Source organism: Methanoregula sp. UBA64, from assembly GCF_002502735.1.
Taxonomy (GTDB): Archaea; Halobacteriota; Methanomicrobia; order Methanomicrobiales; family Methanospirillaceae; genus Methanoregula.
Genome location: NZ_DAQC01000008.1, coordinates 74364 through 86410 on the forward strand (window position 1 = coordinate 74364; position 12047 = coordinate 86410).

A 12047-nucleotide genomic window follows, 5' to 3' on the forward strand; every position below is an offset into this window, starting at 1 on the left:
CAGGATTTAAAACCCTAAGAGCGTCTTGTGGTCGAAGATCACGTAGATAATAAATCCAATCAGCCCGATGAGGAGGATCCCGGCCGCTGCTACGGTCGCGATCTTGGTAAACTCCTCCCGAGTGGGGGTGCGCGCGAGCTTTAACACACGAAGATATTTACGGAAAAGCTCCTCGTGCACGTCAACTTTGATATCCGGCTTTGAAATTTCCATAATAAATCACTTGAGAAAATCGATCTCAAACTGTTTCTGTACTTTGGGGGTAAGTTTCTCATTGCGACCATATATTTGTGGTGACCGTACGCCCGTAACAACCAGGAGGGTCCGCATCTTGTTTGCCATCGTCGGGTCTACCTGGGCGCCCCAGATGATCCGGGCATTCGGGTCAACGCGCGAGTAGACTTCCTGCACAACCCCTTCGGCTTCTGCCATGGTCATGTCCGGGCCGCCGACCACATTCACGAGCGCGGCGGTCGCGCCGGAGATGTCCACGTCAAGGAGCGGGGAGCGGATCGCCTTTTTGACCGAGTCTGCCGCCTTGTCCTCGCTGTCGCTTTCGCCCATACCGATCATGGCAACGCCCCCGCGCTCCATGACCGTGCGCACATCGGCAAAGTCCAGGTTCACGAGGCCCGGCATCGTAATGAGCTCGGTGATGCCTTTTACCGCCCGCATGAGCACCTCGTCCGAGACCTTGAACGCTGCGGAGAGCGGGAGCTTGGGGACGACTTCGAGCAGGCGGTCGTTCGGGACCACAATGACCGTATCCGCCACATCCCGGAGGCGTTCGAGGCCGGCCTGGGCATTCTCGAGCCGTATCGCACCCTCGGAGGCAAACGGCAGGGTGACGACCGCAATCGTGAGCGCACCTTCGTCCCGGGCAGCTTTTGCCACGACCGGGGCCGACCCGGTCCCGGTACCGCCGCCAAGGCCGACCGTGATGAAGACCATGTCGCAGCCCGAGACCAGGGCGCGGATCTCCTGCTCGTTCTCAAGCGCCGCCTCTTCCCCGATCTGCGGGATAGAGCCGGCCCCGAGGCCTCTTGTCCGCTGCCGGCCGATCAGCATGCGCTGGTCGGCATGGGTCCGGATCAGGTGCTGGGCATCCGTGTTGATGGCGGCAAGCTTCGCACCGTGGATCCCCTCTTCCATCATGCGGGTGATGGTGTTTGACCCGCTGCCCCCGCAGCCGATCACGGTGATCTCGGTCTTGAGTTCGCTTAAGATCTGATCAAGATCCTCGTTATTCTGCGAAGGCGCAGCTGTCTCGTCCCTCGCCTTGGTGAGTGCCTCTTCAACAATCGATCTCATGAATGGTTCTCCAGTCCCGGGATGTGGATCCTGGTCTCGGTTGCGACAGAGACTTCGTCCGGAGCAATGACCCGGCCGCCATATTCGACCGCCTGCCCGGTGGCAAGCTGCCGGTAGGCTGGGCCGGCCGGTATCCCCAGTATGCGCGCTTTTTCGGGGTCAAACCGGACCCTCTTGATGATCAGGTAATCATTCTCCGTCGCAGTGATTTCCCTGTTACGTATGATTTTCACGCACAATGTATTTAAAGCATTTATTATTTCCGAAGAATTTTTGGAAAATGCAATGAATTGCGGGAGTAACCGGTTGTCCTGCGTGGCCAGGTGGACGACCGGGATCGCAGAGAGGCCCAAAAGAAGTTCTGCCTCCCCGGCCTTTGCCGCCTCTGCCACGAGCACCGGGTCAAGGGAGAGGATCTCGGGCAGTCCTTCCCCGCAAAGGGCATGGACATAACACCGGGTCCCGGACCCGAGCGTGGCGGCGAGTTCCCGTACCCGGCAGTAGGTCTCCCAGGGGAGCCGGCCAAGGGAGGAGATCTCGCTTTCCGAGAGCCGCACCATACCGAGCCGGTCAAGGATCCCGCCGATGCGGTCGAGATCGCTGCGGGAGAGAGATTTCCGGTCGACATACGCGGCAACCGCCCCGCTCTTTTCGATCATCTGCCGGGCCATTGCCTCGTCAATTGCCGGTACCTGCCGCTGGGAACTCGCAATGTGGCCGAACGCCCCCCGTGTGGCAAGCGCGATCTCGGTCTCCCGCACCGCATAGTGCGTCCCGCCAAAACCGATGAGCGGCACGGCATCGGCAAGGGGTACGGCATCGAGCACGGCTTCTGCCACCGCCCGACCGGCCACCGGGTCGCCCCATTCTTTTATTGTGCTCCCGATCTCGACAAAGAACGAGGGAAGGGAAAGCGTGGTCGGGCCGTGGTGCGTGACCTCGTACGAGACCCGGTATCCCTCCGGGCAGTGCCGGGCAAGCGACCGCAGGACCGCGTGCATCATCGCGGGTGCGGCCGGGGCAAGCGTTGCCGGGCTCCCGCCAAGCTCCGCAACCCCGTAATTGCCGGTGACATGGACCGTGAGCACCGGCACCGGGTTCACGCTTGAATGCCGGGAGAGGAAGATCACGAGATCCGCCCTGGTGCCGGCATCTGCCCCCTCCGCGTGGATGAGCCGGCCGTCAACTTCGAAGAACTCGTACGTCCGCCCCGTATCCGGAACATTCCCTTCCCGCATGAGCTCTTCGATGCTGCGCCGGATCGTACATCCGGCCAGGTCCTGCCGGGAATTTACCAGGGCAACCTTCATGTACGATCCGGTATGCTCTGGGGGGCGAATAATTCTCGTATACAAACCCTCCCTGTTCATAACGCTTATTTGACCCTACAGCACAGGTGATCGTTACCATGGACGCACAGAAAAAAGAGCAGATAGCAGGGGCCCTCAAAGAGGCCGGCGTCTCAGAGGTGCTGACCTGCACGCAGGCATGTACGATCGCAGAAAAGCACCAGATCGCATTAGAAGAGATCGGGAAGTACTGCAACTCCCACGGGATCAAGATCCGTGGATGCCAACTGGGCTGTTTTAAGTGACCGGATCCCCATGAGCCTTTTCTTGTCCGTTGTCCCGGTAAGCAGGGCCGTCGAAGTTGCAAAAAGCCTTGCAGTCCCGCTGCACGCAGAGACGGTTCCCCTCGATGAGGCCCGGGAACGCGTGCTTGCCGCGGATATTATCTCGGATATCGATATCCCGGGGTTCACCCGCTCGGTCATGGACGGGTATGCGGTACTGGCGGCGGATACCGCGGGGGCCGGGGATGCTGCGCCGGCGGTCCTCTCCCTGAGGGGCCGGGTCATGATGGGATCTGCCACGGAACACGAGATCCTGCCGGGCGAATGCATCTACCTCCCGACCGGCGGGATCCTCCCCGCGGGCGCCGATGCGGTCGTGATGGCCGAGAACACCGAGCCGTTCGGGGACAGTATTCTTGTAAAGAAACCGGCTGCCGATGGCGAGAACATCATCCGCTATAACGAGGATTTCAAAAAGGGCGAAACGGTCCTCAATAAAGGCCGCCGGCTTTCGGCGCAAGACCTCGGCGTCCTTGCCGCGGTCGGCTGCGATCAGGTCCCGGTCACAAAACGGCCGCGGATCGGCATCATTTCGACGGGAAACGAGCTCGTGCCGGTCACGCAGGTTCCGGCAGCCGGGCAGGTCCGCGATGTCAACAGTTTTGTTATCGCAGCCTTTGTCCGTGACCACGGCTGCATCCCGGTCCGGTACGGGATCGTCCGTGACGACCGCGAGACCTTTGCCGCGACCGTACAAAAGGCTGCGGGAGAATGCGATGCGGTTTTGATCTCCGGGGGGAGCTCGAAAGACGACCGGGACATGACCGCGGCCGTGATCGCCGGTATGGGCGAGGTCTTCGTCCACGGCGTTGCAATCGCGCCGGGCAAGCCCACGGTGATCGGCCGGGCCGGCACGGTGCCGGCGATCGGCCTGCCCGGCCACCCGGCCGCAACCTTTGTGGTGCTCCTCGCCATTGCCCGGCACCTGCTCGACGGGATGACCGGGAACGCTGCGCCGGACCCGGTGACGATTCCCGCAACCCTTGCAATCAACGTGCCCTCGACAAAGGGGCGCGAAGACTTCCTCAGAGTCACCCTCAAAGACGGCGTGGCAACCCCGCTCTTCGGGAAGTCCGGCCTCCTAAACACCCTGGCCCGGAGTAACGGCATCCTCCGGGTCCCGGCAGAGAGCGAGGGCTTTGAGAAGGGAAGCCGGGTTGAGATTATTCCCTGGTAATCCTGTTTTTTTATTCCCGGCCCGTGCCGCGGGAAGATCCCTGTGCTGCGGCAACCGCTCCCCGTACCGCCTCTTCTGCGGTCCCGCACGCCGTAACGCCCGGGATATCCCACGTGCGAATGCCAAAGACCCGGCGCCCGGTCCTGAGGGCAACGGCAATTTCCGAGAGCGTGCCGTAACTCCCGCCAACCGCGATCACAGCATCGCCGGACTGCACCACCAGGACATTCCGTGCCTGGCCAAGGGCCGGTGCGGATCACGACATCGAGATATGCGTTTCCCTCACCGGTGCCGGGCAGGATGCCCACGGTCCGGCCGCCCGCCTCCCGGGCCCCCTTGCACGCAGCTTCCATGACCCCGAAAAGCCCGCCGCAGACCAGGGTGCCGCCGGCTTCTGCAACGAGACGGCCGGCCGCGTATGCAGCCGCATATTCCTCCGGTGCCGCTTCGGCCGCCCCGATCAGCGCGATCTGCATGATCCGGTTATGCCCCGCCCTGCCGGTTGATCACGAGCAGGCGCTGTTCGGTCATCTCTTCTATCGCGTACCGCGGCCCTTCGCGGCCGGTGCCGGAACCCTTGGTTCCGCCGTACGGCATGTGGTCGGCCCGGAACGTGGGGATGTCGTTTACCTGCACGCAGCCCACCTCCATCTCCTCGAAGGCAGAGAACGCCCGGTCGATATCCTGCGTGAAGATCCCGGCCTGGAGCCCGTACTCGCCATCGTTTGCCAGCCGTACCGCCTCTTCGAACGTGTCGTACGGGACAAGCGAGATCACCGGGGCAAAGACCTCCTCGCAGTTCACCCGCATGCCGGGACTGGTGCCTTCAAGGATCGTCGGGGCAAACATCGTGCCTTCGAGCGTGCCGCCGCAGAGGCAGCGGGCTCCCTGCCGGACGGCATCCTGCACCTTTGCATATGCCTGTTCGGCCTTGATACGGTCGAGCATCGGGCCGATATCGGTTGCCGGGTCCCGGGGGTCCCCGAAGACGAGCTTGCTGGCCGCGGCAAGGATCAGGTCGCGGGCCTTGTCGTACACCGGCCGGTGGATGAGGACGCGCTGTACCGAGATGCAGACCTGCCCGGCATTGGTAAACCCGCCGGTGGCGATCCGCGACGCCGCGTACGCGAGGTTTGCATCCTCGTGCACGATCACGGCCGCGTTCCCGCCCAGTTCGAGGCACACCTTCTTCCTTCCCGCGATCTCCCGCAGGTGCCACCCGACCGGGCAGCTGCCGGTAAACGAGAGGTACGCGATCCGGGGATCTTTTGCCAGCTGCTCTGCCCGGCCGACCGGGCAGGGGAGGACGCTGATGGCATCGGGCGGCAGCCCGGCTTCAACGGCCATATCCCCGAGGAGCAGGCTCGATACCGGGGTCGCGGACGAGGGCTTGAGGATCACGGAGTTCCCGGCCGCAATTGCCGGGGCGAGCTTGTGGCAGGCGAGATTCAAGGGAAAATTGAACGGCACGATCCCGAGCACCGGCCCGAGCGGGAAGCGCCGCAGGTAGCCGGTCCGGCCCTCGCTCTCGCTCCCCCAGTCAAGGGGGATGATCTCGCCATAGATCCTCTTTGCCTCCTCTGCCGCGGTCCGGACCGTAGTCTCTGCCCGGGCAACTTCCGTTGCGGCAAACTTTCGGGTCTTGCCGCCTTCCATCACCAGGACTTCCGCGAGCTCGCCGGATCGTTCGTGGATCCGGCAGGCAAGGGTATCGAGAATCCGGGCCCGGGCGTGGGTGGAGAGCACGCGGGTCTCCTCAAACCCCCGCGAGGCCGCGGCTACCGCTTCCTTGATCTCGACCGGTCCGGCCTGGCAGACCTCTGCATACACCTCGCCGGTGTAGGGGAACCGGACCTTTGCAATCTCCTGCGTTACCTTCTTCTTTCCCCCGATAAGGACCGGGTAGGGCGACTGTTCCATAATTCTGCTCCAAAAATTCCTGGCACCTGGGCCGGGAGGTTTTTGTCAGCCGGCACATTCCCTGCCGGACAGCTGTTTTTACGATAACAGCATCCTCCCGTATCCATAAAGACGTGACGGTCGGGGGGGCTGTTGGCAGGTTCAGGCTGCCGGTTCCCGGCAGGATCGCTCCGGCACGAAGATCTCGAACCGGGCTCCTTCCCCGGGCGTGCCGGTCTCTGTGATCGTGATGCCGTTAAGGGCGAGGATCTCCCGGGACAAAAAGAGGCCAAAACCGGTATTTTTCCCAAAGCCCATCTCGAAGATCCGTTCCTTATCCTCCCCGGGGACACCGACACCGTTGTCCTCGTACACGATACAAGTACCATGATCGCCCGGCCCGGTAGTAACCGAGATCCGGGAAAGCTGCCTCCCGCCATACCGCAGCGAATCCTCGATAAGGTTGTAGGAGACCTTGGAAAAGAGGGGATCGACATAGATCTCGGTGTCCTTCTGCGGAAGTGAAAGTACCACATCCTCCAGCGGGAGTTGTGCTGCAACATGGGTAAAGATCTCTTTGAGGCTGAGCCACTTTGGCGACATCAGCCCCACCTCCCCGTAATCCCGGGTGAACCGGAGCTGTTCTGCCAGTGTCCCTGCTATCGAGTCCATCCGGTTCAGGTACCCGTCGAGCCGGCCGGAGTCGCCCACGTGCGCCTTGGAGAGATCCAAGAACCCGCGGAGGGCGGAAAGCTGGTTGCTGAAATCGTGCCGGGTGACACGCGAGAGGAGGAGCAGTTTCCCGTTGACTGCCTGGAGGGTGTCCTCGATGCTTTTGCGGTCGGAGACATCGGTATAGTAATTCAGCGACGAAGGTTCCCCGCCCCAGGTAACGGCCACCGATTTTACATCGAACCAGCGCGAAAGGCCAGACTTCGTGCGGAGCCGGAACGAGTAGAGACTTCCTTTGCTGCGGCCATGGATCTGGTGGTTATGATTTGCGGATACCAGTTCCCGGTCATCGGGATGGGTAAATTCCAGGTACGGTCGCGAGAGAACCTCGTCCAGCGTGTATCCCACGGCATCCAGCCCGAACCGGTTCATGAACCGGACATACTCCCCCTGGATGACCGAGATCGCCAGGGGCGCATTTTCTACCAGGAACCGGTACCGCTCCTCGCTCTCTTTGAGCGCCAGCGCGATCTTTTTTTGCGCGGTCATGTCGGTGCCGATGCACAGCATCCCGGTAAATTCACCCTCTGCATCGAACAGGGGCTTGTTCCACCACTGGATCCAGACCCGTTCGCCGTTCTTTTTGATATTCTCGTTCTCATTGTGGGCATAGGCCCCGGGACTGCGCACGATCTCTGCGAGCAGGTTTGCAAGGTCCCGCTCCGATTCTGACTCCGTGGGCGGGACAATGGTGCCCACCAGAGACCGGCCAAGGATCTCTTCGCTGGAGAACCCGAAAAACTGCTGGGCGTACTCGTTAAAGAACGTAAGATTCCCGTTGCGGTCGCACTTTAAGATGATATTATTCGCATTCTCGACAAGCTCGCGGTACTTCTCCTCGCTTGCCCGTACCGATTCCCACGCCCTCCTGCGATCGATCGCTTTTTTGAGCTTGTGCGCCAGCTCGGCGTACTGTGCTTTCTGGTCGCCGCCTTTCTGGAGATAGAAATCCACGCCGCAGTCGATGGCACGTATAACTACCTCCTCCCGGCCCCGGCCGGTGAAAAGGATAAACGGGAGATCGCCATGCACCTTACGGATCTCCCGGAGGAACGCGAGACCGTCCATCCCCGGCATCTGGTAATCGGAGACAACGGCATCGCAGGGTTCCGACGAGAGCTTCCGGATTGCATCTGCTGCCGACTCTGCGGTGTCAACGCTAAAATTTTCGGTCCGCTCCAGGAACAGCTTCGAGAGTTCAAGGATGGCCGGTTCGTCATCGACGCAGAGGATACGGTACATCGTTACTATTGTTCGTACCCGCGGGGATATTTAACCATACCGGAATGTTTCTGTCATAAACCACCCCTGTACAGCGCAGGTGCTGCATGGAGGATCCTGAGGGTAATTCCGGTAAAAACTACTTTGTCCTTATACCGCCAACCCATACCGGTACAACCGGGCGTCCAGTACCGGTACACCTGAGGGATTCCAATTGAAGGAAGTCACCGCAAATTTTTCCGCGAAAGATATCGAACGTGAGGTGCAGGAGTTCTGGCGCACCCACGATACGTACAAGGCAGTAAAGGAACAGCGCGAGCGCTCCGGCCGGGCGTTCTTCTTTGTGGACGGGCCGCCGTACACCACGGGCCAGATCCATCTCGGCACCGCGTGGAACAAGATCATAAAAGACTCGATCCTGCGCTACCACCGGATGAACGGGAAAAACGTGATCGACCGGGCCGGCTACGATATGCACGGCCTCCCGATCGAAGTCAAAGTCGAGCAGAAGCTGGGCTTTGCCTCGAAAAAGGATATCGAGACCTTCGGGATCGAGAAGTTCATCCACGAGTGCCGGGAGTTTGCCATAAAGAACAAGGAACTGATGGACGCCCAGTTCGAGAACCTCGGGATCTGGATGGATTTTAAAAATGCGTACCAGACGATCAAGCCCTGGTACGTGGAGGCCGCGTGGTGGACGCTCGCAAAAGCCCAGGAGAAGGGGATGCTCGAACGCGGGTACCGGGTCGTGAACTGGTGCCCCCGGTGCGAGACGGCGATCGCGGACGCCGAGGTCGAGTACTGGGACGAGACCGACCCTTCCGTCTTTGTGAAGTTCCCGATCAGGGGAAAAACTGACGAGTACCTCGTCATCTGGACGACAACGCCCTGGACGCTTCCCGCGAACGTCGCGGTCGCGGTAGGTAAGGAGTTCGTGTACGCCCGGGTCCATGCCGAGAAGAACGGGCACGAAGAGTTCCTCTGGGTGGCTGAGGACCTTGTCAAGTCCGTGCTCAAGAAGGGACGGTACCAGAAGTTCGATATTTTGGAGAAGAAGAACGGCGCCGATCTGGTCGGCTGGGAATACGACTCCCCGCTGCTCGAAAAAGTCCCGCTCCAGAAGGAGATCGCCCACCGGGTCGTTGCCGCGGACTTTGTGGCAATGGAAAATACCGGCATGGTTCACATTGCGCCGGGCCACGGGTGGGACGACTACGTGCTCGGGACAAAGGAGAAGCTCGCCATCGTCTGCCCGGTGGACGGGGCAGGGAAGTTCCGGCCCGAGGCCGGGATCTTTGCCGGCAAATTTGTCCGGGACGCAAACCAGGACGTGCTCGACGCCCTTGGCGAGCGCCTGCTTGCAACCGAGAAGATCACCCACCGGTACGGCCACTGCTGGCGCTGCAAGACACCGATCATCTTCCGCGCCACCTCCCAGTGGTTCCTCAAAGCCTCCGAGATGCGGGACCTCATGCTCTCCGAGGTCAAAAAGGTCACGTGGTACCCCGAGTGGGCCGGCAGCGCCCGGTTCTACGACTGGATCAAGGAGGCCCGGGACTGGTGCGTATCCCGCCAGCGCTACTGGGGCATCCCGATCCCGGTCTGGGTCTGCGACAAATGCGATCAGTACCGGGTCATCGGCACGATTGCCGAACTCGAAAAAGCAAGCGGGCAGGCCGTTCCCGATCCCCACCGCCCGTTCGTGGACAAGGTCACGATCCCCTGCGCGTGCGGCGGCACGATGAAGCGGGTCGGGGACATCTTCGATGTCTGGTTCGACTCCGCGGTCGCATCGTGGGCAACGGTCGGCTTCCCGGCAAAGACCGAAGAGTTCGAAAAACTCTGGCCTGCGGACTTCATCACCGAGGGGCAGGACCAGACCCGGGGCTGGTTCTACTCGCAGCTCGGCGCAAGTACGATCGCATTCGGGAAAGCGCCGTACAAGAGCGTCTGCATGCATGGCTTTGCGCTCGATGCCGAAGGCCGCAAGATGTCAAAGAGCCTCGGGAACGTGGTCGCTCCCGAGGAGGTTGTGGCAAAAGTCGGGGTCGATGTGCTCCGGCTCTACGTGCTCTCCAGCTCTGCACCCTGGGACGACTTAAAGTTCAACTGGGACGGGGTTGCGACCGTCAACCGCACGATAAACATCCTCTGGAACGTGTACCGGTTCCCGATGCCGTACATGATCCTCGACACGTTCGAGCCCGAGGCAAAGGACGGGACGTGGGACGGTTCGTTTATCCGGTCGCACCTCCGCGAGCTTCCCGATGAGGACCGCTGGATCGTTTCACGGATTAACACGGTCGCCGGCATTGTCGATGCCGCGACAAAAGAGTGCCAGCTCCACCGGGCAACCCGGGAGATCCTCAACTTCATCCTCGAAGACCTCTCGCGCTGGTACGTCCAGCTGGTCCGGCCCCGGATGTGGCTCGAAGGCGAGTCCGAGCAGAAGATCTTTGCCTACGAGACGATCTACTACGTGATGCGCCGGCTCGTCGGCCTCATGGCGCCGTTTGCCCCGCACATCACCGAAGAGATCTACCGGAACCTCCGGTGCGCCAATGACCCGGCGAGCGTGCACATGCTCGACTGGCAGGCCTGCGACAATGCGCTCGTCAACCACGAGCTCGAACACGCCATGGAGCTCGCCCGCTCGTTCGACGACGCGGTCCAGAACGCACGGCAGGCAGGAAAGAGGAAACTGCGCTGGCCGGTGGGCGAGGTCGTGATCGTGACGGCAAAACCGGAAGTAAAGGACGCCGTCGCCCGGCTTAACGCGATCTGCATGGACCGGGCCAATGCCCGCAAAGTCACGGTCGTGATGGGCCGCTGGGAGCGGATCGGGTGGCACGCGGAGCCGGTGATGAAGGCGCTCGGGAAAGGGTTCGGGAAGAATTCCTTTGCGGTCAAGGGCCTCATCGAAGCAGCGGACGGGAACGCGATCAAGGCGGCAGTCGATGCCGGGCAGACGTACACGCTCGAAAAGGACGGCGCGAAGTTCGAGATCGGCACCGACCACGTGACGTTTACGGAGAAAATGCCGACCGATATCTTCTCGGCCCCGATGGAGGACGCGACGGTGTACGTGGACGTTGCCCTCACGCCCGATCTCGAAGCGGAAGGCTATGCCCGCGAGATCATCCGCCGGATCCAGGAGATGCGCCGGCAGCTCGATCTCGCGGTCGAGGACTTCATCGCGGTCGATGTGGCGGTCAAGGACGAGCGGGTCTGCACTCTCGTGGGAGCAGGCTGGAAACCCGGGATTGCCGAAGAGGTCCGGGCAAAGACGCTTGCGCTCCACAATGCTGCGGAGCCGGCTCCGTCATCATACCAGTTATCCAAAGACTGGGATGTCGAAGGGATCGCGATGACCATCGGGATCTCGAAGGCGGCGTAATTCCGTAAAAAGGACGTTCATTTTTTTAATCTGTTTTGATCTTATCGCGAGAGCGGCCGCATCCGGATCCGCTCATCTTCAATAACTGAGAAATGGCCCGCCCAGTCCTGGCGCGATCGGATTATTTCCCGGATATATTCTGCCAGATCCGACGGATCCTTTTTGAATACACGTATCAGGATAATGCCCGGGCAGGGGGCTGCCTGATCGCGTATTGCCAGTTCGCCGAAATCCTTGTCAAATGTCAGGATGATCCGGTTTTTCCGGCGAGCCTGATGCAGGACTTCGGCATCCGGGACACCGGGCGATTCCTCGCGAATCCATACAACATCGTGCCCATCTTTCAAAAGATCCCGGACAATCGATGCCGGTATATTCTCATCGGCAAGCAGGTTCATCCGGCAATCTTTTCCTGCGGGGATGTAGAATAGACTCGCTCGGATCTGACAATTTCCTGGGCATAGCGTATGCAGGCAAGGATATCCTCGTGCTCCAGTCCCGGATACTCCTTGAGGATCATCGCTTCCTGCCAGCCGGATGCGAGGAGTTCGAGAACAAGATCGACTGAGATCCGTGTCCCCCGGATCACCGGTTTGCCGGCCAGGATAGAGGGATCCAGAACAATCCGTGAGACCGTATTCATGAAGAACAATGGGGGCGGCAAATATTATACCTAT

The 12047-nt window shown here is 60.9% G+C and carries 11 protein-coding genes and 1 pseudogene; 3 read left to right on the forward strand and 9 right to left on the reverse strand.

Annotation, left to right across the window (positions count from 1 at the left end):
* Positions 1-6 precede the first annotated feature (6 nt).
* From BP758_RS10870 to BP758_RS10880, 3 genes are read right to left on the reverse strand one after another with little or no spacing between them, the layout of a single operon-like run.
* The gene (locus BP758_RS10870; protein WP_292370906.1) at positions 7-213 is read right to left on the reverse strand and encodes a protein translocase SEC61 complex subunit gamma; all 207 of its coding nucleotides are present in this window, start codon (positions 211-213) and stop codon (positions 7-9) included.
* Positions 214-219: 6 nt separating this feature from the next.
* A complete protein-coding gene (gene ftsZ, locus BP758_RS10875) occupies positions 220-1311 on the reverse strand; it encodes a cell division protein FtsZ (RefSeq protein WP_292370907.1) in 1092 nt (363 codons plus the stop codon).
* A complete protein-coding gene (locus tag BP758_RS10880) occupies positions 1308-2621 on the reverse strand; it encodes a D-aminoacyl-tRNA deacylase (RefSeq protein WP_292370908.1) in 1314 nt (437 codons plus the stop codon). The genes ftsZ and BP758_RS10880 overlap by 4 nt, the downstream gene beginning before the upstream one ends.
* Positions 2622-2719: 98 nt before the next feature.
* Here BP758_RS10880 and BP758_RS10885 point away from each other — a divergent pair, with 98 nt between their 5' ends.
* Together BP758_RS10885 and glp are read left to right on the forward strand one after the other, a co-directional pair.
* Positions 2720-2905, forward strand: coding sequence for a hypothetical protein (locus tag BP758_RS10885; protein ID WP_292370909.1), 186 nt, complete (start codon positions 2720-2722; stop codon positions 2903-2905).
* Between the two features lie 10 nt (positions 2906-2915).
* Positions 2916-4121: a gephyrin-like molybdotransferase Glp gene (gene glp / locus BP758_RS10890; RefSeq protein ID WP_292370910.1), complete on the forward strand. Its 1206-nt coding sequence runs from the start codon at positions 2916-2918 to the stop codon at positions 4119-4121.
* A 10-nt stretch (positions 4122-4131) separates the two neighbouring features.
* On the opposite strand, the gene BP758_RS12325 is transcribed toward glp, so the two are convergent.
* From BP758_RS12325 to BP758_RS10905, 4 genes and pseudogenes are all read right to left on the reverse strand, one after another.
* Complete coding sequence (locus tag BP758_RS12325) at positions 4132-4341, reverse strand: hypothetical protein (protein WP_349680510.1); 210 nt, start codon at positions 4339-4341, stop codon at positions 4132-4134.
* An 85-nt stretch (positions 4342-4426) separates the two neighbouring features.
* Positions 4427-4597, reverse strand: a pseudogene (locus BP758_RS12330) (TIGR00725 family protein); the annotation flags it as partial.
* Between the two features lie 7 nt (positions 4598-4604).
* Positions 4605-6041: an aldehyde dehydrogenase family protein gene (locus BP758_RS10900; protein WP_292370911.1), complete on the reverse strand. Its 1437-nt coding sequence runs from the start codon at positions 6039-6041 to the stop codon at positions 4605-4607.
* 141 nt (positions 6042-6182) lie between these two features.
* Positions 6183-7994, reverse strand: a complete 1812-nt coding sequence (locus BP758_RS10905; protein WP_292370912.1) for a hybrid sensor histidine kinase/response regulator — start codon at positions 7992-7994, stop codon at positions 6183-6185.
* 193 nt (positions 7995-8187) lie between these two features.
* Here BP758_RS10905 and ileS point away from each other — a divergent pair, with 193 nt between their 5' ends.
* Positions 8188-11370, forward strand: coding sequence for an isoleucine--tRNA ligase (ileS, locus tag BP758_RS10910; protein WP_292370913.1), 3183 nt, complete (start codon positions 8188-8190; stop codon positions 11368-11370).
* Positions 11371-11411: 41 nt separating this feature from the next.
* Here the strand turns inward: ileS and BP758_RS10915 are convergent, their stop codons facing one another.
* Together BP758_RS10915 and BP758_RS10920 are read right to left on the reverse strand one after the other, a co-directional pair.
* Positions 11412-11768, reverse strand: coding sequence for a DUF5615 family PIN-like protein (locus BP758_RS10915; RefSeq protein ID WP_292370914.1), 357 nt, complete (start codon positions 11766-11768; stop codon positions 11412-11414).
* Complete coding sequence (locus BP758_RS10920) at positions 11765-12013, reverse strand: DUF433 domain-containing protein (RefSeq protein ID WP_292370915.1); 249 nt, start codon at positions 12011-12013, stop codon at positions 11765-11767. Before BP758_RS10920 ends, BP758_RS10915 begins: the two co-directional genes overlap by 4 nt.
* Between the last annotated feature and the right edge of the window lie 34 nt (positions 12014-12047).

Excerpts from the sequence above, each read along its gene's own strand:
- BP758_RS10880 (WP_292370908.1), bottom strand. The coding sequence starts at position 2,621 with ATGAAGGTTGCCCTGGTAAATTCCCGGCAGGACCTGGCCGGATGTACG.
- BP758_RS10885 (WP_292370909.1), top strand. The coding sequence starts at position 2,720 with ATGGACGCACAGAAAAAAGAGCAGATAGCAGGGGCCCTCAAAGAGGCC.
- ftsZ (WP_292370907.1), bottom strand. The coding sequence starts at position 1,311 with ATGAGATCGATTGTTGAAGAGGCACTCACCAAGGCGAGGGACGAGACA.
- BP758_RS10900 (WP_292370911.1), bottom strand. The coding sequence starts at position 6,041 with ATGGAACAGTCGCCCTACCCGGTCCTTATCGGGGGAAAGAAGAAGGTA.
- glp (WP_292370910.1), top strand. The coding sequence starts at position 2,916 with ATGAGCCTTTTCTTGTCCGTTGTCCCGGTAAGCAGGGCCGTCGAAGTT.
- BP758_RS10905 (WP_292370912.1), bottom strand. The coding sequence starts at position 7,994 with ATGTACCGTATCCTCTGCGTCGATGACGAACCGGCCATCCTTGAACTC.
- BP758_RS10915 (WP_292370914.1), bottom strand. The coding sequence starts at position 11,768 with ATGAACCTGCTTGCCGATGAGAATATACCGGCATCGATTGTCCGGGAT.
- BP758_RS10870 (WP_292370906.1), bottom strand. The coding sequence starts at position 213 with ATGGAAATTTCAAAGCCGGATATCAAAGTTGACGTGCACGAGGAGCTT.
- BP758_RS10920 (WP_292370915.1), bottom strand. The coding sequence starts at position 12,013 with ATGAATACGGTCTCACGGATTGTTCTGGATCCCTCTATCCTGGCCGGC.